At 66.8% G+C, this 26,504-nt stretch carries 22 protein-coding genes; 8 read left to right on the top strand and 14 right to left on the bottom strand.

Annotation, left to right across the window (positions count from 1 at the left end; all coding sequences use genetic code 11):
- Positions 1-53: 53 nt before the first annotated feature.
- Genes VB734_RS07955 through VB734_RS07970 form a run of 4 tightly spaced genes read left to right on the top strand, consistent with a single transcriptional unit; the run spans position 54 to position 4,160 of the window.
- A complete protein-coding gene (locus tag VB734_RS07955; protein WP_197163805.1) occupies positions 54-1,124 on the top strand; it encodes an amino acid ABC transporter substrate-binding protein in 1,071 nt (356 codons plus the stop codon).
- Positions 1,125-1,183: 59 nt separating this feature from the next.
- A complete protein-coding gene (locus VB734_RS07960) occupies positions 1,184-2,125 on the top strand; it encodes an ABC transporter permease subunit (protein ID WP_231595007.1) in 942 nt (313 codons plus the stop codon).
- 4 nt (positions 2,126-2,129) lie between these two features.
- Positions 2,130-3,413: an amino acid ABC transporter permease gene (locus VB734_RS07965; protein WP_197163803.1), complete on the top strand. Its 1,284-nt coding sequence runs from the start codon at positions 2,130-2,132 to the stop codon at positions 3,411-3,413.
- A 3-nt stretch (positions 3,414-3,416) separates the two neighbouring features.
- Positions 3,417-4,160, top strand: coding sequence for an amino acid ABC transporter ATP-binding protein (locus VB734_RS07970; RefSeq protein ID WP_304623243.1), 744 nt, complete (start codon positions 3,417-3,419; stop codon positions 4,158-4,160).
- Positions 4,161-4,179: 19 nt separating this feature from the next.
- Here the strand turns inward: VB734_RS07970 and chrA are convergent, their stop codons facing one another.
- Positions 4,180-5,607, bottom strand: a complete 1,428-nt coding sequence (gene chrA / locus VB734_RS07975; RefSeq protein WP_322781577.1) for a chromate efflux transporter — start codon at positions 5,605-5,607, stop codon at positions 4,180-4,182.
- 261 nt (positions 5,608-5,868) lie between these two features.
- Between chrA and VB734_RS07980 the strand changes: the two genes are divergently transcribed.
- Positions 5,869-6,207 (top strand): P-II family nitrogen regulator, encoded by a 339-nt coding sequence (locus VB734_RS07980; RefSeq protein WP_197163799.1) that lies wholly within the window; start codon positions 5,869-5,871, stop codon positions 6,205-6,207.
- A gap of 63 nt (positions 6,208-6,270) precedes the next feature.
- The gene (locus tag VB734_RS07985; RefSeq protein WP_231594690.1) at positions 6,271-7,020 is read left to right on the top strand and encodes a GAP family protein; all 750 of its coding nucleotides are present in this window, start codon (positions 6,271-6,273) and stop codon (positions 7,018-7,020) included.
- A 9-nt stretch (positions 7,021-7,029) separates the two neighbouring features.
- Here VB734_RS07985 and VB734_RS07990 read toward each other — a convergent pair whose 3' ends face one another.
- The 8 genes from VB734_RS07990 to VB734_RS08025 all read right to left on the bottom strand — a co-directional run bounded on the left by VB734_RS07990 (position 7,030) and on the right by VB734_RS08025 (position 19,970).
- Entirely contained in the window at positions 7,030-7,431 is a 402-nt protein-coding gene (locus VB734_RS07990) for a fasciclin domain-containing protein (RefSeq protein ID WP_197163795.1), read from the bottom strand.
- 32 nt (positions 7,432-7,463) lie between these two features.
- A complete protein-coding gene (locus VB734_RS07995) occupies positions 7,464-8,756 on the bottom strand; it encodes a CO2 hydration protein (protein ID WP_197163793.1) in 1,293 nt (430 codons plus the stop codon).
- A complete protein-coding gene (locus VB734_RS08000; RefSeq protein ID WP_322781578.1) occupies positions 8,753-10,234 on the bottom strand; it encodes an NADH-quinone oxidoreductase subunit M in 1,482 nt (493 codons plus the stop codon). Before VB734_RS08000 ends, VB734_RS07995 begins: the two co-directional genes overlap by 4 nt.
- Positions 10,235-10,261: 27 nt before the next feature.
- The gene (locus VB734_RS08005; RefSeq protein WP_322781579.1) at positions 10,262-12,088 is read right to left on the bottom strand and encodes an NAD(P)H-quinone oxidoreductase subunit F; all 1,827 of its coding nucleotides are present in this window, start codon (positions 12,086-12,088) and stop codon (positions 10,262-10,264) included.
- A gap of 128 nt (positions 12,089-12,216) precedes the next feature.
- A complete protein-coding gene (locus VB734_RS08010) occupies positions 12,217-13,533 on the bottom strand; it encodes an SLC13 family permease (RefSeq protein ID WP_322781580.1) in 1,317 nt (438 codons plus the stop codon).
- Positions 13,530-16,256: an HAD-IC family P-type ATPase gene (locus VB734_RS08015; protein ID WP_322781581.1), complete on the bottom strand. Its 2,727-nt coding sequence runs from the start codon at positions 16,254-16,256 to the stop codon at positions 13,530-13,532. The genes VB734_RS08010 and VB734_RS08015 overlap by 4 nt, the downstream gene beginning before the upstream one ends.
- 66 nt (positions 16,257-16,322) lie before the next feature.
- A complete protein-coding gene (gene ppsA / locus VB734_RS08020) occupies positions 16,323-18,749 on the bottom strand; it encodes a phosphoenolpyruvate synthase (RefSeq protein ID WP_322781582.1) in 2,427 nt (808 codons plus the stop codon).
- A gap of 27 nt (positions 18,750-18,776) precedes the next feature.
- Positions 18,777-19,970: a histidine kinase gene (locus VB734_RS08025; protein WP_322781583.1), complete on the bottom strand. Its 1,194-nt coding sequence runs from the start codon at positions 19,968-19,970 to the stop codon at positions 18,777-18,779.
- 73 nt (positions 19,971-20,043) lie between these two features.
- On the opposite strand from VB734_RS08025, the gene VB734_RS08030 reads away from it, so the two are divergent.
- Positions 20,044-20,841, top strand: coding sequence for a hypothetical protein (locus VB734_RS08030; RefSeq protein WP_322781584.1), 798 nt, complete (start codon positions 20,044-20,046; stop codon positions 20,839-20,841).
- A 35-nt stretch (positions 20,842-20,876) separates the two neighbouring features.
- On the opposite strand, the gene VB734_RS08035 is transcribed toward VB734_RS08030, so the two are convergent.
- From VB734_RS08035 to hemH, 5 genes are all read right to left on the bottom strand, one after another.
- Complete coding sequence (locus tag VB734_RS08035; protein WP_322781585.1) at positions 20,877-21,092, bottom strand: GIVxVP protein; 216 nt, start codon at positions 21,090-21,092, stop codon at positions 20,877-20,879.
- The gene (locus tag VB734_RS08040; protein WP_322782664.1) at positions 21,089-21,469 is read right to left on the bottom strand and encodes a hypothetical protein; all 381 of its coding nucleotides are present in this window, start codon (positions 21,467-21,469) and stop codon (positions 21,089-21,091) included. Before VB734_RS08040 ends, VB734_RS08035 begins: the two co-directional genes overlap by 4 nt.
- Before the next feature lie 29 nt (positions 21,470-21,498).
- Entirely contained in the window at positions 21,499-23,271 is a 1,773-nt protein-coding gene (gene ilvB, locus VB734_RS08045; RefSeq protein ID WP_322781586.1) for a biosynthetic-type acetolactate synthase large subunit, read from the bottom strand.
- Between the two features lie 196 nt (positions 23,272-23,467).
- Positions 23,468-24,064, bottom strand: a complete 597-nt coding sequence (locus VB734_RS08050; protein ID WP_322781587.1) for a M23 family metallopeptidase — start codon at positions 24,062-24,064, stop codon at positions 23,468-23,470.
- Entirely contained in the window at positions 24,045-25,220 is a 1,176-nt protein-coding gene (hemH, locus tag VB734_RS08055; protein WP_197163777.1) for a ferrochelatase, read from the bottom strand. The genes VB734_RS08050 and hemH overlap by 20 nt, the downstream gene beginning before the upstream one ends.
- Before the next feature lie 118 nt (positions 25,221-25,338).
- On the opposite strand from hemH, the gene VB734_RS08060 reads away from it, so the two are divergent.
- Complete coding sequence (locus VB734_RS08060; protein WP_370594597.1) at positions 25,339-26,493, top strand: site-specific integrase; 1,155 nt, start codon at positions 25,339-25,341, stop codon at positions 26,491-26,493.
- Positions 26,494-26,504 lie beyond the last annotated feature (11 nt).

Genomic DNA, 26,504 nt, shown 5'->3' on the forward strand with positions numbered 1-26,504 from the left:
GGCATCTCCGTGGCAGAGCTGGCAAACTGCGCCCACTGCTTCGCTCCTGGTTGATGCAACCCTCGCCCCGCTGGCTCCTCGCTCTGCCCCTGCTGCTGGCCTTCGCCCTCGGGGGGTGCGCCGACGACAGCGGCAGCGGCGGTGGTGTTCAGAGCGTGAAGCTCTCCACCATCCGCGGACGCGACAAGCTGGTCTGCGGGGTGGACGGCAAGCTGCCGGGCTTCAGCTTCCTCGGTCCTGACGGCACGTACAGCGGTCTCGATGCCGACACCTGCCGGGCCGTGGCAGCGGCGGTGCTCGGTGACCCCTCCAAGGTGGAATACCGCGACCTCAACTCCAGCGAGCGCTTCGCGGCCCTGGCCAGCGGCGAGGTGGACATGCTGGCTCGCAACACCACCATGACCCTGAGCCGCGATTCCGCCGGCGGAAACGGCATCTCCTTCGGCCCCACCACCTTCTACGACGGCCAGGGAGTGATGGTGCCCGTGGCCAGCGGGGCCAGAACGCTCAAGGATCTCGACGGCAAGCCGATCTGCGTGGAGAGCGGCACCACCACCGAGCTCAACCTGGCCGATCGCATGCGCGAGCAGGGCATCACCTACACCCCGCTCAAATTCCAGACCGGTGATCAGACCTATGCGGCCTACCTGGGCGGCCGCTGTGTCGCCGTCACCAGCGACCGCTCCCAGCTGGCGGCCAAGCGCAGCAGTTTCCCCAAACCCGATGAGCACATCCTCCTGCCGGAGGTGATGAGCAAGGAGCCGCTCACGCCCGCCAGCGTCAATGGCGACCCCGCCTGGGCCGATGCCCTGCGCTGGACGGTGTTCGCCCTCTTCCAGGCCGAGGAACTGGGCATCACCAAGGCCAATGTGGCCGCCAAGGTGGCGGAGGCCAAGGCCAACACCAACCTGGCTGACCTGCGCCGCTTCCTGGGGGTCGAGGGAGATTTCGGCAAGCAGCTGGGTCTGCCCGCCGACTTCGTTCCCAAGACGATCGCGGCCGTCGGCAACTACGGCGAAATCTTCGAGCGCAATGTGGGCGCCGGCTCGCCCCTCAAGCTCGAGCGGGCCGAGAACCGCCTCTGGACGCAGGGTGGACTGATCTATTCTCCGCCCTTCCGTTGAGCGCCACGCCCGTGAGCGCCACCCCCGAACGAATCCCCTGGTGGCGCGACCGCCGGGTCATGCCCTGGATCCTCCAGGCCGTGGTGGGCCTCGCCCTGCTCCTGGTGATCGCTCTTCTGGTGGGCAACCTGGTGCGCAACCTCACCGCCGCCGGGCTGTTGCTGAGCTGGCGCTGGCTGGGCCAGCCGGCCAGCTTCGATGTGGCCGAAAGCCTGATCCCCTTCGACGCCTCGATGCCCTACTGGCGTGCCCTGCTGGTGGGTCTGGTGAACAGCCTGCGGGTGATTCTCGTGGGCCTCGTGGGAGCCACGCTGCTGGGCACGGCCATGGGCATGGCCTCCTTCAGCAGCAATGGGTTGCTCCGGCGACTGGCCCGGGTGTACGTGGAAGTGATCCGCAACATCCCCCTGCTGCTGCAGCTCCTGTTCTGGTATTTCGTGGTGTTTCTGGCCCTGCCCAACGGCACAGCCGCATTTCAGCTGCCTGGGATCGTGCTCTCCAAGTCGGGGCTGTATCTGGCCTGGTTCGCCCAGGGCTTCAGCTGGCAGGGACCGGAGCTGGTGAATGGAGTCTGGCGCGCGCCACTGCGGCTGTCGGTGGAGTTCACGGCTCTGCTCACCGGACTGATCACCTACACCGGCGCCTTCGTGGCCGAGGTGGTGCGGGGCGGCATCGCCTCGGTGCCGAAGGGTCAGTGGGAAGCGGCCACCTCCCTGGGCCTGCACTGGAGCGCCAGCATGCGCTCGGTGGTGCTCCCCCAGGCCCTGAGGGTGATCGTGCCGGGCCTGAACAGCCAGTACATCTCCCTGGCCAAGAACTCCTCACTGGCGGTGGCCGTGGGCTATGTGGACCTGTATTCCGTTTCGGAAACCACCCTCAACCAGACCGGCCGGGCTCTGGAGGTGTTTCTGCTGCTGCTGGGCTCCTACCTGATCATCGATCTGCTGATCTCCGCCGTGATGAATGGTGTGAACCAGCTCGTGCAGATCCGGGAGCGCTGAACCGATGACCTCGAAACAGAACACTCCCGAGCGCGGTACCAACCCGCCCCTGAGGCCCGCCAGACCGGCGCCGGAGTCCGTTCAGCGCAGCTGGGCCGGTGCCCTGCGTCAGGAACTGTTCGCCAGTCCGACCGATGGGGTGGTCTCCCTGCTCCTGATCGCGGTGATCCTGTCGGCGGCGGTGGGTCTGTGGCGCTGGGCCTTCGGCCAGGCCAGCTGGGCCGTGATCCAGGTCAACACCACCCTCTTCACCGTCGGGCGTTATCCCATCCCGCAGCAGTGGCGCCTGTGGCTGCTGGTGGTGCTGGTCGCAGCCCTCTGCGGCCTCAGCTGGGGGCTGTTGCGGGCCTTTCCCCGAGCGGATCGAGGCGGCGAACTCTGGCCCTTCAACGATCGACTGACGGTGGCCCTGCTCGGTTTTCTCACGGCCTGGCTGCCGGCAGCCCTGGCTCTTGCCTTTCCGCTGCAGCTGCGCTGGTGGGCGATCACCGCTCTGCTGCTGGTCGTGCGCTGGCTCGCGGGCCGCTGGGGACGGGCCTGGCCGCCGCGGCTGGTGAAGCTGGTGCCCCTGGCCTGGCCGCTGCTCTACCTCTCCGGCATGGTGCTGATCGCCGGTGGCCTGGGCCTTCCCCGGGTGCCACCGTCGGAATGGGGCGGTCTGCTGCTCACTCTGCTGATGGCCAGCTTCGCGATCCTGCTCAGCTTTCCGATCGGGGTGGTGGTGGCGCTGGGGCGTCGCAGCACCCTGCCGTTGCTGCGCTGGAGCTCGGTGCTGTACATCGAGTTCATCCGCGGCGCCCCGCTGATCACCCTCCTGTTCCTGGGCCAGAACATCCTGGGGTACATGCTCCCCGGCGGCTGGGCTCCGGATCGTGTCTGGCGGGCGGCCTGGGTGCTCACCTTCTTCTGTGGCGCCTACCTGGCCGAGGCCGTTCGCGCCGGCCTGTCCGCCGTTCCCGCCGGTCAGCTCGAGGCCGCCCGTTCCCTTGGGCTCTCGATGCCCATGGCCCTCCAGAGGGTGGTGCTGCCCCAGGCCCTGCGCATCGCTCTGCCGGCCGCGGTGGGGCAGTTCATCTCCCTGCTGCAGGACACCACGCTGCTGTCCCTGATCGGCCTGCTGGATCTGCTCGGCACTGCCCGTACCGTGATGGCCAATCCCGAGTTCCTGGGCAAGAACGCCGAGGTTTACCTCACTCTGGCCGTGCTGTTCTGGTGTTGCTGCGCCGCCCTCGGGCTGGGCAGCCGGGCCCTGGAACGCCGCCTCGATCCCACCCATTCCCCCGCCTGAGCCATGCCGACCACCCAGCCGATGATCGAGGCCCGTGGGGTGCAGAAGTGGTATCCCAATGGCTTTCATGCCCTTCGAGGCGTCGATCTGAGCGTGTCGAAGGGGGAGGTGGTGGTGATCATGGGCCCCTCGGGGTCCGGCAAGAGCACCTTCATCCGCACTTTCAACGCTCTCGAGGAGTTTCAGGAGGGCTCGATCAGCGTCGATGGGATCGTTCTCTCCAACGACCTGCGCAACATCGATGCGATCCGCTGCGACACGGGGATGGTGTTTCAGCAGTTCAATCTCTTCCCCCACCTCACGGTGCTGGAGAACCTCACCCTGGCACCGGTGGTGGTGCGCAAGCGCCGTCGCAGTGAGGTGGAGGCCCAGGCCATGGCCCTGCTGGAGCGGGTCGGCATCGCCGAGCAGGCCCGCAAGTATCCCGGCCAGCTCTCGGGCGGCCAGCAGCAGCGGGTGGCGATCGCCCGATCGCTCTGCATGGAACCGCGCATCCTGCTCTTCGACGAACCCACCAGCGCCCTGGATCCGGAGATGGTGGGTGAAGTGCTGGAGGTGATGCGCGATCTGGCCGCCGATGGGATGACCATGGTGGTGGTGACGCACGAGATGGGCTTTGCCCGCGAGGTGGCCCACCGGGTGGTGCTGATGTCGGAGGGGCAGATCGTGGAGGAGGCTCCTCCTGAAACCTTTTTCACCAATCCGCAGCACGAGCGCAGCCGTCAGTTTCTGGCCCAGATTCTCTGAGGGCTCGGCGGGCGCCGTTTCAGCCTCCCAGGGGTGTGGTCAGAGCTCCCACAGCAGCCGCAGCCGCGATCAGCCTGAGCACGGGCCAGCGGCGGGCGATCAGCAGCCAGGCCCCCAGCAGCATCAACGCGAGGGCCCAGGCCTTGAAGGGTCCACCGGCCCCCTGCGGCCAGAGCACATGGCCCGCGAAGAACACCGCCAGGTTGGCGATCACCCCCACCACCGCTGCGGTGATCGCCGTGAGTGGCCCCTGCAGGCGATGGTCAGCACGACTGGCCTCCACGAACGGGCCGCCCACCAGGATGAACAGGAAGGAGGGCAGAAAGGTGAACCAGGTGACTGTGAGGGCTGCTGCGGTGGCCAGCGACAGAGCGGCCACCTCCGGTTGCGCAGCGTTCACGGCGCTGGTCCAGCCAGCCATGAAGCCCACAAAGGTGACCACCATGATCAGGGGCCCGGGCGTGGATTCCCCCAGGGCCAGACCGTCGATCATCTGATCGGCTCCCAGCCAGCCGTGCTGCTCCACCGCTCCCTGAGCGACGTATGGGAGCACGGCATAGGCGCCGCCGAAACTGAGCACCGCCACCCGACTGAAGAAGCGGGCCATGGTGGCAAGCAGCCCGTCCCAGCCACCGATCGCACTGAGCAGGGCGAGAGGAACCACCACGGCCAGCAGTCCTGCCAGGAGCACGCGCAGGGCCCGGCGGCGATCCAGGCGAGCGTGGGCCGGTGCCAGGGTGTCATCCCCATGCAGGAAGGCCTGTGCGGTGCCGATGTTGTTGCTGGCCTGGGCCCCGGGGACGTCTGTGGAGTCGCTTTCTGGCGAACCATGGCGCCTGTGCCCGCCATCAGCGACAAAGGCCCTGGGCCAGAAGCGGCAGCCAAGGCCACCGGTCAGGGCTGCCAGAGCCAGCAGCAGTGGAAAAGGCAGCTTCAGCACAGCCAGCCCCAGAAAGGCCAGCAGCGCGATGGCCAGAAGGGCTGGGGTGTGCAGGGTGCGGCGGCCGATTCGCCACGCCGCCTGGGCCACGATCGCCGTCACCGCCGGTTTCAGGACCATGAACACGGACGACAGCAACGGCAGGCTGCCCCAGACGGCATAGATGGCCGAGAGCAGGATCAGCAGCAGCAGGGAGGGAAGGATGAACAGTCCGCCGGCCACCAGACCCCCGGGGATGCCATGCATCAGCCAGCCGATGTACGTCGCCAGCTGCTGGGCTTCCGGGCCGGGCAGCACCATGGCGTAGTTGAGAGCGTGCAGGAAGCGCCTCTCCGAGAGCCAGCGGCGGCGCTCCACCAGCTCCGCGTGCATCAGCGCCACCTGGCCGGCCGGTCCACCGAAGCTGATCAGCCCCAGCCTCAGCCAGTAGCGGGCCGTTGCCCCCAGCGACAACGGTGGCGCTGCCTGGCTGGCGAGATCAGTCCTGGCTGGCAAAGCGGCTGGCATCGCGCCGAGCGGGCCCGGGACAAGATCGAGACATCATCGGCGGCGGTACCCACAGCTGGGGTGGATGAGGCAGTGATCCGGACCTCAGTCGAGCCAGCGATCGGCCTCCGTTTCGTTTCAAACAGGCCTGTGCGAGTCATTCTGTCTCGACAGCTACAGAGAAGAGCCGCCCTGACCCGCATTGTTCGCTTGATGCCTACGCGGCTGGGTAACCCCGCCCGTGCTTCCATATCGTTCAGGTTTGTCCCACTGTCATTCATCATGAAAAAGGTTGAAGCCATCATTCGCCCAATCAAGCTTGACGATGTCAAAACAGCTCTCGTCGATGCGGGCATCATTGGCATGACGATCACGGATTGCCGGGGCTTCGGTCGCCAGAAGGGTCAGGTGGAGACGTATCGCGGCGCCGAATTCACCGTCGAGTTCATCAACAAGGTGAAGGTGGAGGTCGTGGTCGACGACGACAAGGTGGATGCCGCCATCGATGCGATTGCCGGTCCCTCGCGCACCGGTGAAATCGGAGACGGCAAGATCTTCGTGACGGCCGTCGAGAAGGCCGTGCGCATCCGCACCTCGGAAACGGGCGCCATCGCCCTCTGAGCGGCCGACTCCTGCTCAGCTGGGGGGTGCCGGACCAGTACGGTCTCAGACGTCACTTCGGCGTTGGCGCCCCTCGTGCCCAGCCTTGATCTGCTCGGCCCCGCTCCGCACCTGAGCTCCGCAGCACTCTTCGGTCAGTCCTCACTCTTCGGTTTCGGCATCGCCTTCAGTCCACTTCACATTGCCGTGGTGGTTCTTCTCCTCCTGGGGACATTCCCCCTGAGGCGTGCCCTGGCCTTCGTCAGCGGTTGGGCCAGTGCCAATGGCCTGGCGGTCGTGGTCCTGATGGTGGTGGGCGACAACCTGTCCCTGGCCGTCAACCACGGAGAACGCGGGCAGGTGATGATCGACCTTGCCGGCGCTGCCGTGTTGATGGCTCTAGGCGTCTATCAACTCACCCCGGCCGCCGCCATCGGCGAGCAGGGCATGGCGATGCGTCTGATGCGTCAACTGCCCGACTTCAGCACACCGATGCTTGTGCTGATCGGGGCGGCCAGTGCCTTGGTCACGCCGGAGAATCTGGTCTTCTATCTCAAGGAAGCCGGCTTGCTGTTGATCAACCAGCCAGGAACGAGTACGGATCTCGAGCTCACCGGTGTGTTCGTGGCGGTGGCCAGCTCCCTGTTGCTCCTGCCTCCCCTGGCCTGGATCGCCACAGGCGGCCGAATCAGAGACCCCCTCAGCCGGCTGGAGGACTGGATGGAGCACCACGGTGAGTGGCTGGTCGGGGTGCTGGCCCTGCTGATCAGTGCCTATCTGATCTGGGAAGGGCTCCATGGACTCTGGCTGCTGCAGGGAGCAGCTCCGCTCTGAGCGGGAGAGTCAGCCTGGCAGCATCACCCGGTTGATCACATGCACGATGCCGTTGTCGCAGACCACATCGGCCGCATGGACGCTGGCATTTTTGACTTCGAATGGATCGGCGCGGCGGATCGGCAGGGTTGCCCCCTCCAGGGTGGTCCACTCCGGCTGACTGATCAGCTGCTCGCGGGTGTACTGGCCCGAGAGCACGTGATATTTGAGGATCCGCGCCAGTTGCGGGGGATTCTGGACCAGGGTCTGAACGGTACCGGCCGGCAGGGCGGCGAAGGCGTCGTCGACGGGGGCGAACACGGTGAAGGGCCCCGGGCTGGAGAGAGCCTCCAGCAACCCTCCGGCCTCAACGGCCGCCAGCAAGGTCTGGAAACAGCCGGCCGCGCGGGCGGTGTCGAGAATGTCTGGCACGGGGATGGTGGGCAGAAGAACGGTGGAACAGCTCAGCGGTAATCCTGTCCCTGCACGTCGCGGAGGCGTGCTTCGGGCTTGAGGAAGCGATCCATCTGGCTTTCAAAGAAGCGGCGGTTGGCCATGAGATGTTCCGGATCGGGATCATCCAGGGGATAGAACAGGGCGGCCCTGAGGGCCTGGATCACCGCCGAGGTCACGTTGTACATCGAGCGCTGGAAGGTGATGCCCAGCTGAATCAGCTGATCCTCTTCGCCGCGGCGGTGCTTGAGGTAGATCTCCTTGAGGTAGGGGGGCAGGAAATGCACCATGTCCTGCATCAGCAAAGTGGGTGGAATTCCGGCTGAACCCACAGGAAACACATCGGCATAGAGAATGCCATAGTGGAAATCCGCCTGATCGGCGGGCACCTGGCCCGCTTGAGCATTATAAGATTTGGTGCCTCGAAATGGCGCCGTACGATAAAAGACTGCCTCCACATAGGGCAGGGCTGCTTCGTAGAGCCAGGTGAAGCCTTCTGATTTTGGAATGATCTCGAGACACTCGCCGTTGATATAAACGTGGTGATAGATGGGGCGGCCAGCGACAGCGAAGATGCCGTTCACCAGGAAGTTCATGGCATCGGGAACTCCAGCGAAGCCCCCTTCGTCATAGATGTCACTCATCTCGAAGAAGACCGGGGCCATCACCTCCCAGAACAGGCCGAGGTTGGCGTAGTAACTGAGCTTGCGCACCTGCTCCAGGAACATCTCGGGAAACAGCTTGTGCAGACCCAGCATCAGTGGATTGCCCTTGAAATAGGCCTTGATCGCCCGATCAGCATTGGCTTTGTAGGTGTCGCTCTCCAGGTAGTCGTAGAAGCGACCGCCCATGCCCTGGTGCCAGAACATGGCATCCATGCAGGCCTCCGCAAACTCCATGTTGATGCGGTCGTGCCAGAGGTGGTGGAGCAGCTTGGGCATCCGCCGTGTCTCGCCCTTCTCCATGAAGGCCAGCAGCTCGGGGTGGGCTCCGGCCTCGCCACGCCAGATGCGCAGATCGGCACTCTCTCCGGCATAGGAATTGGGAAGATCGAGATACTCCTGACTGGGGAAATACTTGAACGCCGGCAGGGGGTTCAGGAACACCCGCTCGGCGATGTACAGCAGATCTCGCCAGTAGAAATCCATCGGCACGGCATAGGCCTTGTAGATGCCGATGATCTGAGTGAGGTTCTCAGGAGTGTCCGGCAGCATCGAGCCGCCCGCTTCCAGCCTCTGCACCACTTCGGCAAAAGGGTGGGTGGAAGGGGGAAGGACTGTGGGCCTGGGGGTCAGCACCGTCATGAGGGGAGCTCCTGCAGGGTTGAAGGGGCGGGGAGAGAAGCGATCAGGGGTCGGTGCTGAGCCAGGGGCGTGGTGACGGATTCACTCCAGCCCAGGGTGAGCGGCGGCCAGAGGCCACCCACCAGCACGAGAAGCGAGAGGGCCAGGGCCGGCAGGCGCTCGGGCCAGGTGGTGGCGGGATAGAAAGCCTTGGCGTTGTCCAGCTTGCCGAAGCCCACCCGGTTGAACAAGCGGACGGCGTAGACCGCCGTGAGCCCCGAGGCGAACAGGCACCCGAGGGTGGGCAGCGGGAAGACGCTCCAGCTGCCCTGGAAGACCACCAGTTCCGCCACGAAGCCGACCATGCCGGGCAGACCGGCGGCGGCCATCAGGGCCAGAAGGAACATCCCCAGGGTGAAGGGCAGACCACGCAGCGGATTGAGCAGGCCTGAAAGTTCGGGGATCTCGGTGGTGCCTGTCTTGGCTTCGATCAGTCCGACCAGACAGAACAGGAGTGCGGAGATCAGTCCGTGGGCCAGCACCTGGGCAACGGCCCCCTGAAGGCTCAGGGGGGTGGCCGCAGCCATGGCCAGCAGCAGCAGCCCCATGTGTCCGAGGGAGCTGTAGGCCACCAGCCGGCGCATGTCGGTCTGGGCGATGGCGTTCAGGGCTCCATAGACCGCACTCGCTGTACCGGCAACGGCGATGAGAGGCGCCCAGGCTTCCCAGGTGTCACCCATGAAGCCGACACCGAAGCGCAGCAGGCCGTAGGCGCCGAGCTTGGAGACGGCACCGGCGAGCAGCATCGCCACAGGGGATGAGGATTCGCTGTAGGCCAGTGGCTGCCAGCCATGCAGGGGGACCACCGGCAACTTGAGGCCAAAGGCCAGGATCAGCAGAGCGAGAATCCAGCCCCTGGAGCCCTGGGGCAGCAGCGCTGTCCCCATGTCGTCGTAGGCGAGGCTGAACCCGTTGGCATTGAGCAGGCCGAGGGCGAGCACCCCGGCCAGCAGGGATACACCGGAGACAGCCCCGTACAGCAGGTAGCGAATGGCGGCCTCACGGCTGCGCTCGTGGCCCCAGATGGCGATCAGAAGCGTGGTGGGAATCAGGATCAGCTCGAAGGCGATCACGAACAGCAGACCGTTACGGGCCAGCAGGGCCCCCTGAAGCCCCAGGTTGGTGGCCAGCACAAGGCCGAAGAACAGCCGTTGACGCGGGACCTCCGGGCTGGTGGCGGCAACGGCCATCAGAGTGAGGAGGGCGGTGAGGCCGATCAGGGGGAGGGAGAGACCATCCTGGCCGAGATGAAAGTCGAGTCCGATCTGCGGCAGCCACGCCAGCCTCAGGTCACTGGCGGGCTGCAGCACCATGCGGACGGCCAGCAGCAGCTGCAGCCCAGGGGTCACCAGAGCCAGGCGACGGGGCCAGGGCCCAGATGGAACCACGATCATCACCAGCGCGGCCGCCAGCGGAAGCAACAGAAGCAGAAGCAGCATCGGAGTCGGCAGCTGGGAAAACGGTCGTCAGAAACGAAGCAGGCTCGGCGTCAGGGCCGGCTGGCGCACCAGGATCCAGGCCCCCATCAGCAGCACGCCGATGAGCACGGTGAGGGCGTAGCCCTGAACCCGGCCTGACGTGCTCAGGCTGAGGCGTCGGGCACCCTCCATGGTCAGACCGCCGCTGCGGTCGCTGAAGCCATCCACCAGGCGGCGATCCATCCAGCTGCTGGCGGCGGCCAGCACCACCACCAGGCCCACAACGGTGCGCCGGTAGAAGGTTTCGGTGTGCAGATCGGCCGCCAGCCAGTGCTGCAGTCCGTCCAGGGGGTGAGGAAGCTGCTGCCAGGTGAGCGCTCCGCCCAGCAGGGTGGAGACCAGCAGAGGCAGCGCCAGAGGACTCCAGTGGAAGCCCCCGAACGGAGTGGGGGCCAGAAGGATCGGCAGATGGAGCACAAGCCCCGCCCCCACCATGGTGGGAAGCACCATCAGCCAGAGCACCTCCGCCGAACGGGCCGTGAACACCGAGGGGATTCCGCCCCAGATCCTCCTGAAGATGCGCACCAGGCCGGCGCTGATCAGGGTATTGGTCAGCAGCAGCACCGCCAGCAGGGCTGCCGGGGCGGGGCTTTCGAGGAGGGAAGCGGCCAGGTCGTTCAAGGCTCCGTAACCGGCGAGCGGAGGCAGAGCCACGAGGCCGGCCGCACCGACGAGAAAAGCAAGCCCGGTGAGCGGACGCCTCGACCAGAGCCCCCCCAGCTGGGTGAGGTCCTGGGTGACGTTGCTGCTGATCACCGTGCCCACGGCCATGAGCATCAGAGCCATCGGCAGGGGATAGATCAGAAGCATGTGCCAGGCGGCGTCCACGGAACCGCAACCAACGGCCATGAACAGAAGGCCGAACCAGCTGCTCACAAGAAACGACAGGGCCCGTTTGATGTCGATCTGGGCCAGGGCGATCAGGGCTCCCACCAGGGCCGTGGTTCCGCCGACCACCACCAGAAAGGCCTGGGCCGTGGGGCTGATGGCCAGCAGGGGGTGCAGTCGCAGCAGAACCCAGGCGCCTCCGGCCACCACCACCGAGCTGCGCAGGATCGTTGAAGGGAGGGGACCCTCCATGGCTTCATCCAGCCAGAGGTGAAGGGGAATCTGGGCGCATTTGCCCATCGGCCCGGCCACCAGGGCCAGCAGGATCAGGGTCAGGGCCGGAGACGGTTCGGCCTGAGCGGCCCAGACGGCCAGGTCATTGAAATTCCAGCTGCCGGCCATCGGCAGCAGGGCGATCACGCCCGCGAGCAGGACCAGGTCACCAACCCGTTTGGTGAGGAAGGCATCGCGCGCGCCCTTGACCACCAGCGACTGGTTGTACCAGGTGCCGACGATCAGATAGGTGCCCAGGGTGAGCAGCTCCAGGACCACATAGGAAAAGAACAGCGAATCAGTGAGCACCAGGGCGCAGAGTCCAGCTTCGAAGAGATTCAGTGATCCGAAGAAACGTGGCCAGCCCCAATCCATCTCCAGGTAGCCGATCGCATAGACCTGAGCAAGGAGATGAACACCGCAGATCATCGTCATCGCAATCAACACGCTGCGATCGATCGTGGCGTCGAAGTTGATGGTCAACCCAGCGGTGGACAGCCAGGTCCAGGAGAAGCTGAGCGAGCGGCCTGAACAGCCGATCCAGGCCAGCAGGCCATGGCCGAAGGCCAGGAGATTCATGACCAGGTTGAGATACCCGGCCGGCCTGGGACCACTCTGGCTGATCAGGCCAGGGGACCAGAGGAAGGAGAACAAACCGCCGAGCAACGGGTAGAGAGGAATCAGCCAGGCCGTCTCGAAGAAGGGGACGGTCATCGCGTTGTGCGGAAGATTCGCAGAACCATAGGGGCTTCCCGTCCGCTGCGGGGCGCCAATGAAGTTGCGTTGCCTATGACTCCGTTAAGCGTGGTTGATCGGCTCCAGCGCCCGTTCTGGCGCGCAAGTCAGACTGCCGCCGGTTGCCAGTGGTGCAGCCACACGGCCGAGGCCGCCAGCTGCAGCAGCACCGTGGGAACACCGAAGTTCAGCCACTGGCGGAAGGAGATCGGGCAACCCTCCTGGCTGGCGATGCCGGCGGCCACGAGATTGGCCGAAGCGCCGATCAAGGTGGCATTGCCCCCCAGCGTCCCACCCAGCATGAGGGCAAAGAAGCTGGGGAGCAGGGCCTCGGGAACCGTCCCCCCCGCTCCGAGCAGTCCCGCCTGGCTGCTGCTCTCCAGCAGCACAGGTGTGAGCGTGGCCACCAGCGGAATGTTCGGCACCACGGCGGAAGCCGATGCGGTGCCGAGCAGCAGCAGCTGGGCGCCGGCACCGCTGTTGCTCCTGATCAGTCCGCTGAGCATGGAAGCTGCGGACGCCAGAACTCCCTGCCGCTCGAGGGCACCGATCAGCACGAACAGGCCGATGAAATAGAGCAGCGTCGACCAGTCGAGACGGGAGAGCAGGCGCTCGACACTGATCAGTCGGCAGCGCTGCACCACCAGCAGGCTCACCGCCGCCCCAGCCAGCGCCGTGCCCTCGGGCCTGAGCGGAACTGGAAGGCTCTCACCCCAGAGGAACAGCGGCAGCATCACCAGCACAACCAGCAGCAGCAGGGCACAGGCCCCGGGATGGAGCAGCCGCGGCGCTTCCAGTTGCGGGGGAGGCAGACGCAGTGTCCAGATGCTGCGGTACAGCCAGGGCAGGGTGAGCAGCACCATGGCCAGGCTGAGGGCGCCGGCGCTCGCCACCTGCCGCCAGTAGGCGAGGAAGCCCAGGCCGATCTGGCTGGCCACCAGGTAGGTGGCGGGATCGCCGATCACGGTCAGCAGGCCGGCGCTGTTGGCCGTGAGCACCAGGAGAATCAGCAGCGGGCGCGGATCCAGGTCCAATTCCCTGGCCAGCGGCGGCAGCAGGGGGCCGATCAGCAGAACCGTGGCGGCATTCGGCAACCAGGCACAGATGGCGCTGGTGAGCAGCACCAGGCCGAGCAGAAGCCTGCGCCCTTCCCCCCGGGACGCCTCCATCAGGCGATGGGCCAGAACGGGAAAGGCGCCGGTGGTCTCCAGAGCCTGAACCACCACCATCATTCCGAACAGCAGCGTGAGCGTGCCCTGGGCCTGGGCCACGCTGCTGGCCGCCTCGGGCAGGCTGATCGCCCCGCAGAAGATCACCAGGGTTGCCCCCAGCAGGGCCGCCGCCGTGAACTGGGTCAGACCGATGGCGGTGGCTGTGAACACGGCCACCGCTGTGGCCAGGGTGATCCAGGCCTGGGGGCTCAAGATCCTCGCTCCACGGGTCCCAGCTCACGTCCAGCGGGGTCTGTGGTGGGATCCAGCCGTTGTCCCGCCAGGGCCACGGGCAGCATCGGCAGCATCGGCAGAGCGCAGATCAGCCACTGGTTCAGGCTCAGGGCCTCGGTTCCGAACAACTGGTTCATCCACCCCAGCTGGCTGAAGGTCACCTGCAGGATCAGGGCCAGAACCAGACCCAGCAGCAGCACCGGCGCCTGAGTCAGCTGGCCCCATCCCCGTTCGCCGAGGCGATGGAGCCCCTTGCTCACCTGACTGATGCTGAGCAGGTAGACCATCTGGGCCAGCACCAGCCCCTGCACCGCCATGGTGCGGGCGCCGGCCAGATCCAGACCGTTCCGGCGCCCCCAGGCGAAGAGACTGAAGATCAGGGCCCAGTTGAACAGCGACACCAGCAGGATCCGCCTGATCAGGCCGCCAGTGAGCAGGGGCTGGCGGGGAGGTCTCGGCGGCTGGAGCATCAACCCTTCACACCTGGGCTCAAAGGCCAGCGGCACCGACATGGTCAGCGAGCTCACCATGTTCAGCCAGAGCACCTGCAGTGCCGTGACGGGCAACTCCAGGCCCAGAAGCGCAGCCAGCAGGATCGTCATCGAGGCGGCGCCGTTCACGGGCAGCACGAAGGCCAGCGATTTGCGCAGGTTCAGGTAGACGGCGCGTCCCTCCTCCACGGCGGCCTCGATCGTGGCGAAGTTGTCGTCGGTGAGCAGCATGTCGGCGGCCTCACGGGCCACCTCGGTGCCGCCTCTGCCCATGGCGATGCCGATGTCGGCCTGCTTCAGGGCCGGGGCGTCGTTGACCCCATCACCAGTCATGGCGACGATTTCGCCATTGGCCTGGAGCGCCCGCACCAGCTCGAGTTTCTGGGCCGGGGCCACCCGGGCGAAGACATCCAGCCGATCCACGCTGCTGGCCAGGGCATCAGGCGCAAGACGGGCGAGGGCCGGACCATCGAGGCCCTCCAGGGGACCATCCCCGCTGCCCAGGCCGATCTGGCCGGCGATCGCCAGGGCTGTCTCGAGATGATCGCCGGTGATCATCTTCACCCGGATGCCCGCGGCGCGGCAGGCTGCCACGGCAGCGACCGCCTCAGGCCGGGGCGGATCGAGCATCCCCTGCAGACCCACGAACTGCAGTCCCATGGCCACGTGATGTTCCTCGAGGCTGGGTTGCTGGGGCTGGGCCTGGCCCACGGCGAAGGCCAGCACCCGCTGGCCACGGCCGGCCATCGCGGCCACCGCCTCGTGGATGGCGGTGTCATCCAGGGGCTGATCGTTGCCATCGGCACTCAGCTGACTCGGGCAGCGGGGCAGTACAGCCTCCACCGAGCCCTTCACCAGAATGCGCGCGCTGCCGTGAAGAGTGGCCATGTACTGCCGCTCGGATTCGAACGGAATCGCATCCCTCCGCGGGTGCTCGATCAGGCTGCGCTCGTGATCCAGGCCGGCGGAGCGGGCCGCCACCAAAAGCGCCGTTTCCGTGGGGTCCCCTACGAGCCCGTCCTCTTCGCTGTGGCGGGCGTCATTGCAGAGCAACCCCGCCAGCAGGGTTTCGCCGACGGCCCGGTTGGCCGCCAGGGAATCGCGGTCCCAGAGACTCTCGAGTGTGCACAGCTCACCACCGGCGTAGATCTCCTGCACCAGCATCCTGTTCTGGGTGAGGGTGCCTGTCTTGTCGGAGCAGATCACCGTGGTGCTGCCGAGGGCCTCCACGGCCGGCAGCTTGCGGATGATCGCGTTGCGCCGGGCCATGCGGTTGACGCCGATCGCCAGGGTGATGGTCACGATCGCCGGCAGCTCCTCGGGGATCGCCCCCACAGCCAGGGCCACGGCTCCGTCGAACATCTCGGCGGAACCCCGTTGCCGGATCAGACCGACGGCAAAGGTCAGGGCAGCCAGCACCAGGATGATCTTCAGCAGGGTCTGGCTGAAACGCTGAAACTTGCGCGTGAGCGGGGTGCTCAGGCTCTGGCGCTGGCGCAGCACCGTGGAGATCTGTCCCACTTCGGTGGCCCCGGCGCAGGCGACCACCAGCCCCGTGGCCTGGCCAGCGGTGACGAAGCTGCCGGCATGGGCCATGCCACGACGATCCCCCAGGGCGGCATCCACCGGGGCCGCCTGGAACGATTTCGTCACCGGCAGAGATTCGCCCGTGAGCGCCGATTCGTCGAGCCGCAGTTCGCGCACCTGCAGCAGGCGCAGGTCGGCGGGCACCCTGGCGCCAGCGCTCAGCCGCACCAGATCACCGACCACCAGCTGCTCGGAGGGCAGGCGCAGCTCCCGTCCGTCACGCACCACATCCACCTGCGTGCGCACTGAGCGGGCCAGTGCCGCGATCGAGGACTCGGCCCGATCCTCCTGCACGAAACCGATCACCGCATTGATCAGCGTCACGCTCCAGATCACCAGCGCCTCACCGAGCGAGTCGATCCAGAGCTTGATCAGGCCGGTGACCAGAAGGGTGTACAGCAGCGGATTGTGGAACTGATCGAGAAAGCGGAGCCACCCCGGGCGCCCCGGCAGCACCGTGAGCTCATTGGCACCAAGGCGGGAGAGGCGCCGGTTCGCTTCCTCGTCGCTCAGGCCACGCTCGGGATCGCTGCCCAGCCGGGTCACCAGCGTCGTGCCTTCGAGGGCGTGAAACGGGGGATTCCGGGAGTTCTCGTCCCCCGGTCGGGTGGTCGGGCCTGACATGGAGCAGCGCGACGGGAGGTGACGCTATCGGCCCCGTCTCCCGGCCGACTTGACCCTGCTGCGGTTTCAGCCTGCTGCCGCCCGTTCTGCCTCGATCGCCGCGATCGCCAGGCGGGTGCTGATCACCGCATCGGGGTTGAGGCTGATCGAATCGATGCCTTCGTTCACCAGAAAGCGGGCGAATTCCGGGTAGTCGCTGGGGGCCTGGCCGCAGAGCCCGATCGGACGGCCGCAGCGGTGGGCGGTGTGGATGGCGAGGCGGATCATCTCCTGAACGATCGGATGACGCTCATCGAACAGATCGGCGACAAGGGAGGAATCACGGTCGATGCCGAGAGTGAGCTGGGTGAGGTCGTTGGTACCGATCGAAAACCCATCGAAATGCTGCGAGAAGGCTTCAGCGCCGATCACGTTGCTGGGCAGCTCGCACATCACGTACACCTTGAGATCGTCTTCCCCGCGCACCAGGCCATGGCCGGCCATCTCCTCGAGCACCCGCTCGCCCTCCTCTGGGGTTCGGCAGAAGGGCACCATCGGAATGGTGTTGCGCAGACCCATCTGGCGGCGAACCCGGAGCAGGGCCTGGCATTCCAGTCCGAATGCTGCGCGGAATCCCGTGGAGGTGTAGCGGGACGCTCCCCTCCAGCCGATCATCGGATTGGCCTCCGTGGGCTCGAAGGCCTGGCCACCGAGCAGGCGGGCATATTCGTTGCTCTTGAAATCGGAAAAACGCAACACCACCGGCTTGGGATGGAAGGCCGCCGCGATCCGCCCCATGCCCTGAGCGAGCCGGTCCACGTAGTAGTCGGTGGGGTCGTCGTAGCCGGCGGTGAGGCTGGCGATGGCCTCGCGCTCGGCCGGATCGCTCACACGCTCGGGCTGGAGCAGGGCCATCGGATGCACCCGGATGTGGTTGGCGATGATGAACTCCAACCGGGCCAGACCGACGCCATCACAGGGGATGGCCGCGAAGCGGAAGGCCTTCTCCGGGTTACCCACGTTCATCAGGATGCGGGTGCGCGTGGGTGGCAGGTGCTCCAGCTTCTGCTCCTCCTTCTCGTAACGAAGCAGTCCGCGGTAAACCATGCCGTCTTCCCCTTCGGCGCAGCTGATCGTGATCGCTTCGCCGTCCTGGATGCGTTCCGTGGCGTCGCCGCAGCCCACCACGGCGGTGATGCCCATCTCCCGGGCGATGATCGCCGCATGGCAGGTGCGTCCGCCCTGGTTGGTGATCACCCCCCGGGCCTTCTTGAGGATCGGTTCCCAGTCGGGATCGGTGCGCTCAGTCACCAGCAGATCACCCACTTCGAAGCGATCGATGCCACTGGGATTGAGGATCACCCGGGCGCGGCCGCTGCTGATCGAGGCGCCGATGGCGCGTCCGTGGGTGATCAGCTCCGCGTCATGGGGCTTGAGAGACCAGCGGCAGAGCACCGAGTCCGACCGTCTGGATTCGACCGTTTCGGGACGGGCCTGAAGAATGAACAGCTCGCCGCTCTCGCCGTCTCGGGCCCACTCGATGTCCATCGGTGTGGGCGTCCCATGGCGGGCGCTGTAGTGATCCTCGATCAGGCAGGCCCAGCGGCCCAGGGTCAGGGCCTCTTCATCGCTGATGGCATAACGGCCGCGCTCCGGGAGCGGTACGGGTTCGTTGCGCACCGTGCCACCGTCGTCGTACACCATCCGGATCGCCTTGCTGCCCAGGCGCTTGCTCACGATCGCGGCATAGCCCTCCCGCAGGGTGGGCTTGAACAGCAGGATTTCATCGGGATTCACCGCGCCCTGAACCACGTTCTCGCCCAGGCCGTAGGCCGCATTGAGCAGCACGGCGTTGCGGAAGCCTGTTTCGGTATCGATGGTGAACATCACCCCGGCAGCGCCCAGGTCGGAACGCACCATGCGCTGCACACCGATGGAGAGGGCCACCTCCAGGTGATCGAAGCCGTTGATCTGGCGGTAGGAGATGGCCCGATCGGTGAACAGGGAGCTGTAGCAGCGCAGGCAGGCGGCCAGCAGATCCTGTTCTCCACGCACGTTCAGGAAAGTCTCCTGCTGGCCGGCGAAGCTGGCATCGGGGAGATCCTCCGCCGTGGCACTGGAGCGAACCGCCACCGGGCCGGCTCCGAGCTCGGCATAAGCCGCCGCCACGGCATCGGCGAGCTCGGGCGGCAGGGAAGCCCCAAGGATGAGCTCCCGTGCGCGCTGACCGGCCTGCTGAAGCGCCGTGAGATCGCCGCTGTCCAGATCGCTCAGGATCGCCTTAAGGGGAGTCTCCAGCCCATTGCATGCCAGGAACAGGCGGTAAGCGGCGGCGGTGGTGGCGAACCCGCCGGGCACCCTCACTCCCTGGCTGGTCAGCTCCCGGATCATTTCCCCAAGAGACGCGTTCTTGCCGCCCACCTCGGCGATGGCGCCGATGCCCACCTCTTCGAAATTCCGCAGCAGGGGTACGTCGCTCCTGGTGATGGCGGGCAGGGTTGTTCTGGGGCCCATGGCGATCGACTCGGGCAGAGACCCAGGCTAGGAACGGATGGCGGCCGGGTCTGCCTTCAGCGGCGTCAGCCGCAGTTCACCGGCCGGAGGAGTGCCGGGTGCGAGGTCCAGGCGGCTGGCGGCCCCGCGCAGAGCCACCGGCTTGCCGGCCCGCCGGGCTTTGAGGGCATAGCAGAGATCGAGGGGTGTGGCCTTGGGATCGAGCCAGTCGAGCGACCAGGTTCTCGAGGTCCGTCCGGCGAGAGAGGAGACGGCCACCAACTGGCCCGTGTCGAAGCCGGCGGCCTCCACCAGCCCCGGCGCATAGCCATGGCGTTGCTTGAAGGCCAGCTCGAAACGGTCCCAACCCGGACCGCGGCTGAGGGAGTCGACCCCCAGCTGGGCCAGCGGCAACGGCTCGCGCACGGGAAAGGGCCAGACCAGTGTGAGGTTGTCGGGAAGGTCGAGTTCGGCCACCGCCCGGGCCAGGGGGCTGCCCGGGGTCGTCATCACCACCAGGGAGGTGGGTGAGTACCAGCCCACGTCATCGCGCAGCTGATCCATCACCTTGGCATCGGGCTCCACGATCGCCTGGGGATCGTTGGTGGGACCCACGGTCCAGCCGCCGTTGCCTTCGATCGTCTCCACGAAGCGATCGGCGAGAGCCGCCTGCTCCGCTCCGCCGTCGTGGATGACCATCACCTTGCCCTTGTTGTCCTCCAGCAGGCCCTTCGCCAGCCGATCGGCCTCCAGACTCCGTGACGGCAGCACCGGCCAGATCCTGTCGGCGCCCACCTGGCTGGGCAGGCGACGCAGGGAGTAGCCCCGCTGCAACGGCAGCAGCACGTTCACTCCCCGGCTCTGGGCGATCCGTCCGAACGGCAGCAGATTGACCGCCGGAGGGGCGATCAGGAGCTCCGGCATCGGAACGCCGAGCAACAGAGCCTCAGGATCCTGTTCCTGGGGAAGCCAGCCCAGGGCATGGCCTGGGGGGCGCAGGCCGCAGGCCCTGGTTTCCTCCATGGCCAGTCCGTAGCCGCGGCGCAGACCATCTCCCACCCCCGCCAGCAACCCCTCACTGGGCAGCAGCATCAGCACCTCCTGGGGGAAGGGGGTGCTGGCCGCCAGGCTCTGAACCCCCAGCAGCACCGCCGCCAGCCCGACACCGACACTCCAGAGAGGCAGGCGCGATCCATGCCCCTGGGCGGGTGGTGGTCCGCTTCCCAGTCCGCCAGTGGTCATGGCCTGTACCGTCCAGCCCAGCGAGATTACGTGCAGCTCCGTCCCTAGGTTTGACCTTCTGCTCGAGGGACGCATGCCGGGCCCCATCGCTCAACTGCCGGCTTCACGGCCAGCGTCCCCTGCGGGATGTTCACGCCGCCGCCGCCGTCTGATTGCCCTGCTGGCCGGCTGCGCCGGGCTGGTGGGTCTGCTTCAGCCTCCGTCAGCGCTGGCGATCCCGGAGAAGGAGGCCATGAAGAAACTGGCTGTCATCCCGGTCTTCGTGCTGACCGATGCCAAGGGAATCCCCCTCCCCCTGCAACGGGAGAAGGCCCTGGTGCTCCCTCTCTACCTCGATCGGGGCAAGGCCGAACAGGAACTGGCCGCCTTTGTCAAGGCCAACCCCACGATCAAGGCCGGGGTGCTGCCCATGCCCATGAACGTGGCCCTGGAGCGGGTGCAGGAGCTCAACAAGTCGTTGAAGGACCGCAAACTGCTCTCACCGGTGATTCCAACACCGTCCGATCTGAGCCAGGCGCGCAGCCTGCTGGGCAAGCAGGGCATCGATCAGAAGACGATCCAGGAGGGTCTCTCCGTGCCGGTGTTTTTCACCAAGCCGCTGATCACCGTCAAGACGCCCCAGGGGGAGCGCGGGCTCTTTTTCTTCGACTACGCCTCGTTGCAGAAGGCGATGGCCAGCATTCCCGACCGCAACAAACTCACCGTTCAGGCCGCTGATCTCAGCGCCGTGATGGATCAGATCGTGAAGCAGGCGAAGGACACCTACGCCTTCTACCCAACACCGGAGTACTTCCGGTTGGTGGAGCAGCAGTCCAGAACCAAGGGGGCCGGCTCGGCCGGTTCTTCAGCACCGGCGGCCCCACGCCGCTGAATACGAACCGGAGTGGCGGCGGCTGAGCGTCTGGCCTAGCTCGAGCTGTCCTCCGGTTCGTCCTCCGGCTTCCCCTCCGGCAGCAGCTGGGTCAGCAGCCCTCCTGCCAGGAGCACCGCAGCGATGCCCAGCGCCAGGGGGCGATTGGTCTGCAGGCCGTCATCAGTCCAGAGTGCGGCGCTGAGGAAGGCACCCCCAAGCAACAGGGTCGGCACCAGCACGATTCCCTTGGCGGTGCGGTTCAGGCTCATGAGTCCTCGGTGTCGCCCTCCTCGGACGGACAACCCTGGGGGCGGATCAGTGACGGCAAGGGCTCGGCCAGGCCAGCGCTGATCAGGCCTGATCCCAGGTCATCACCCCCCTTCAGCACCTGGACACGGGCGAGCAGAACCCCATCAGCGGAACCCAGAGGACGCAGATTCACCCGCGTGCGGCGTGGCAAGTGCTGGCGCAGCCAGTCTTCCGCGTCTCCTGAATGCTCGGGGGTCACGCTGATGCAGCCCAGCTGGACCGGATAGCTGCGGTTCTGATCGCCCACCTGGAGCAGCACACCCGTCCGCACCTGCAGCACCTCCGCGGCGGCAGCGGGCAGGGCGAGGAAGGGATCGAGCAGCAGGCCCACCGCCAGGATCAGGGACAGAAGCAGAGGAAGGGGGCTCAGAGCTTGGCGCCGCAGCTGGGACAGAAGAGATGGGCGCTTTCGGTGCTGAAGCCGCAGGAGCCGCACTGGCGGGTGGTGTCGATCGCCAGCTCCGGATGGCTGGGAAGACCCACCATCTGAGCGTTGCTGGCGCCGGGTGGCACCATCGGATAGCAGTTCTCGTTGCGGCGCACACGCACGTCGATCAGAGCGGGTCCTGGATGGGCCAGGGCCTCGGCCAGCTGCTCGCGGAAGCTGGACCGCTCGCTGATTCCCACACCCTTCACGCCGAAGGCTTCGGCCAGCCGTGGGAAATCAGGCATGCCACGGGTCATCTCCGAGGCGGAGTAGCGCTCGCCGTAGAAACTCTCCTGCCATTGCCTCACCATCCCCTGCCAGCCGTTGTTGAGGATGACCACTTTCACGGGCAGGTCGTACTGGGAGAGGGTGCCCAGTTCCTGGATGTTCATCAGGATGCTGGCGTCGCCGGCCACACAGATGACCTGGTCGTCAGGGAAGGCCACCTGGACGCCCATGGCCGCCGGTAATCCGAAGCCCATGGTGCCCAGGCCGCTGCTGCTGATCCAGTGACGGGGGGGGTTGTTCAGGTACTGGGCGGCCCACATCTGGTGCTGACCCACATCGGTGGTGACGAAAGCGTCGGGGGCCAGGTCGCGCAGGGCCAGGACCACCTCCTGGGGGGCGATGGCCCCCTCCGGAGTGGGGATCACCAGCGGGTAATGGCGCTTCCAGCGGCTGATGCGCTCCAGCCAGGGAACGGTGCGGCCGTTGTCGCTCTCCCCGACCGAGGCCTCCAGCAGGGCCTCCAGGGCCAGGCGCACATCGGAGACGATCGGCACCTCAGGCAGACGGTTCTTCCCCACCTCAGCCGCATCGATGTCGATGTGGATCACCTGGGCGCGGGGGGCGAAGCTGTCGAGCCGCCCGGTGACACGGTCGTCGAAACGGGCACCGGCGGCGATCAGCAGATCGCATTCGGTGACGGCGAAGTTCGCGTAGGCGGTGCCGTGCATCCCCAGCATGCCCACGGCCAGCGGATGGCGCTCATCGAAGGCACCCTTGCCCATCAGGGTGGTGGTGACCGGCAGCTGGAAGCGCTCGGCCAGGGCGATCAGGGAGGTGTGGGCGCCGGAGCTGATGGCGCCGCCACCCACGTACAGCAGCGGGCGGCGTGCCTGGCGGATCAGCTCGATCGCCTGGGAGATCCGCTCAGGAGAGGGGCCACCGGGCAGCTGATAGCCCGCGGGAATGGCCGTGCCCGGCTCCACGGGGGTGTAGTCGAACTCCTCGAGCCCCACATCCTTGGGGACATCGATCAGGACCGGACCAGGGCGGCCCGTGGAGGCGATCAGAAAAGCCTCGGCCACGATCCGGCCGATGTCAGCGGGATCGCGCACGACCCAGGAGTGCTTCACGATCGGCAGGGTGATGCCGAAGATGTCGGTTTCCTGGAAGGCGTCCGTGCCGATGGCGGCGCGGGGCACCTGGCCGGTGATCACCACCATCGGCACGGAGTCCATCTGGGCCGTGGCGATGCCGGTGACCAGGTTGGTGGCGCCGGGTCCGGAGGTGCCGAAGCAGACGCCGACCCGTCCGGTGGCCCTGGCATAGGCGTCAGCTGCGTGGGTGCCCCCCTGTTCGTGCCGGACCAGCACATGCTTCAGCCAGCCCCGGCTCTCAGCCTTGTGCAGGGCGTCGTAGATGGGCAGGATCGCACCGCCGGGGTAGCCGAACACATCGGTGACGCCGTGACGATGGAGCGCATCCATCAGGGCGTCTGCGCCGCTCAGGCGTCCAGGAACGACCGGGGCAGCAGCCTCAGCGGGAGACCGGGCGTCATCGCCCGTCTCGGACCCTGCCGAGTGGGACGCGGGGCTGACGGTTGTCGAGGTCGTTGTCGAGGTCAAGGTGGTCACGGTCACGGTGGCGGGCAACACACGTAACGAAGACCGCCAGCGTAGGAGCTCACTTCCGACCTTGGGAGAACTGTTGCGGGGACTGTGGCTGCAACCGCCGGCCACGCACCATCGCCCGGAGAATCAGCCCCGGATCGAGCCAGGTGCCCCGGTAACGGATTCCCCAGTGGAGGTGGGGGCCCGTGGTGCGTCCGCTCAACCCCACATGGGCGATCAGCTGGCCGGCCCGCACCTGCTGGCCCCGGCGCAGCAGCACCGGGCCACTGGCGTAGGTGTCGCCACGGACCGTTCCGCCGAGGTGGCAGTACATGTGCTCGTACTCGCCAGAGCGGATCACCACCCCCACACCGCAGCCGCCGTCATGGAAGACGTCGACCACGGTGCCGGCCCACCAGTTGCGGATCGGCGAACCGAGCGGCGCGGCGATGTCGAGGCCGGAATGCATCTCCCGGCCGCCGCCCGGACCGGTGCGGCGACCGAAATGACTGGTGTAGCCAGCGAAGTGGACGATGGGGAACACCCCCCGTGCCCAGCGCAGATCCGATCGGGCCGGCTGGGGAGTCAGACCCAGGTCAACGGCCAGGCCGAGCTGCAGACCCACCAGGCCGGCCAGGAGTCCGCGAGGTCTAGAGGAGGCCGATGGCATGGAGCGGACCCCGACCACTCAGCAGCTCCAGCAGAAAAGCCGAGAAGCCGAGCATGGCCAGGCGTCCGTTCCAGACCTCGGAGCTGTTGTTCCACCCCCAGGCCCATTTGTCCTGGGGGTAGAGCTTCACCTGGGTGGGCAGGGAGGCGGCCTGATCCAGGTTCACTTCCGGGCCGGCCTGGGCCAGTTGCACCAGATCAGCCAGACCCTTGATGAAGGTGGGATAGGTGTCGAGAGCGGGCACACGCACGAAGTTGCTGATCCCGGCTTCCGTGGCGATCTCCCGGTATTCGATGTCGATTTCCTCGAGGGTCTCGATGTGTTCGCTCACGAAGCTGATCGGCACCACCACCAACTCCTTGACTCCTTCCTCCCCAAGCCGCACGAGGGCTTCGTCGGTGTAGGGCTTGAGCCATTCCACCGGACCCACCCGGCTCTGATAGGCCAGGGTGGAGGGATTGGGATGGCCGAGCAGCTCGTCCAGCTTGGCCATCACCAGCCTGGAGCAGGCTTCGATCTCCTGCTGATAGGGATCACCGGCTTCCTCCACGTAGCTCCTGGGCACGCCGTGGGCGCTGAAGAACACGTGGGCTGTGGCGGGATCGTGGCAGCTGCGCACGCCAGCGGCGATGAGTTCGGCCATCGCCAGCACGTAGCCGGGATGGTCGTACCAGCTGCGGATGCAGCGAATCGGCAGCTTGCTGAAGGCGGGATCGGCCTGGCGCAGGCGCTGGAGTTCGCGAAAGCTCGAGCCGCTGGTGCTGATGGAGAAATGGGGATAGAGCGGAAGCACCACCACTTCATCCACCGAATCGGCCTTGATGTCGCCCACAGCCGATTCCGTGAACGGATGCCAGTAGCGCATCGCCACGTAGGTGGTGGCCTGGACCCCGCGCTGGCGCAGCTCACTCTGGAGCTCGCGGGCCTGCTGCTCGGTGATGCGCCGCAGGGGGGAGCCGCCGCCGATGGCTCGGTACGCCTCCTTGGACTTGCTGCTGCGCAGGGTGCTGATCAGCCAGGCCAGGGGCTTCTGCAGCAGAGGTGTGGGCAGCCGGATGATCTCCGGATCCGAGAACAGGTTGTACAGAAAGGGGCCGACATCTTCGATGCGCTCAGGCCCGCCGAGGTTCAGCAGCAAGACGCCGACCCTGGCCATACCTGAAGTGGTCCATCGAATGGCTCAGAGCGTAACCCTGCTGGAGCCCGCTGGCGGTGGCGAGCACTGATCGATATCCTCGGCGCGCCCATCGCCGCACCCTGATCTGACCGTTGCCCTGAGCGCGTCCCTTGCCGCGATCGATGCGGCACTGAGCCAGGAGAATGCCCGTCTGGCGGCCAGCGGCCTGGCCCTGCGGCTGGAGCGGCGGGGAGGGCGGCTGGCCCTGCGCGGGCCCCTGCCCTGCCCACGGGGAGGCCCCCCGAGGGTGCAGCGCCTGAGCCTGGGCCTGGAGGCCAGCCCCAGTGGTCTCAACCAGGCCCGGCGGGACCTGAAACGGGTGAGCCAGGCCCTGCGCCAGCAACGGTTCGACTGGGGCGACTGGGGCCGACCCAGCGCAGCGGCTTCGGCGCTGGAAAGGCTCGAGGATTTCGAGAAGGCCTTCTTCAGCGATCCGCGCCGGCGTCGCAATCCCGCCGGCAGCCGCACCACCTGGAGCGCCGCCTATCAGCCGTACCTGCGCCGGCTGCGCGCCCGCCTGGAGCAGGGGGAGCCCCTGGTCAGCGAGCTGCTGGTCCAGGTCCTGGAGGCCTATCCCCCCGCCAGCCGCAGCCGTCAGCAGTGCGGTACCGCCCTGGCGTCGCTGGCCCGGCAGCTGGAGCTGCCCCTTCCCGCCGACTGGCGTGAGCGGGCCGCCGGCTATGGCCTGCACCAGGCCCAGTACCGACGGCTGCCCAGCGATGCCCAGCTGCTGGAGTGGGTGGAGCGCATTCCCAACCCCCGTTGGCGCCTGGTGTATGGCCTGATGGCCACCTACGGCCTGCGCAACCATGAGGTGTTCTTCGCGGATCTCTCCGCCCTGGCCCCAGGAGGTGACCGGGTGATCCGGGTGCTGCCCACCACCAAGACCGGGGAGCACCAGGTCTGGCCCTTCCAGCCCGACTGGGTGGACCGGTTCGATCTGGCCCCTCTGGGCGAGGGCGGCGACCGCCTCCCCGCTGTCTGCACCGACCTCCGGCGCACCACCCTGCAGCAGGTGGGCCGCCGGGTGTCCGAGCAGTTCCGCCGTTACGAGCTGCCCTGCACCCCCTACGACCTGCGCCACGCCTGGGCCGTGCGCACGATCCACATCGGCCTGCCCGACACGGTGGCCGCGCGGATGATGGGCCACTCGGTGGCGATCCACACCCGCACCTACCACCACTGGATCACCCGCCGGGATCAGCAGCAGGCCGTCGATGCGGCCCTGGCCCGCCAGCGGCCGACCCTCTGAGGCCACCAGCG

The organism is Synechococcus sp. BA-124 BA4, from assembly GCF_034931165.1.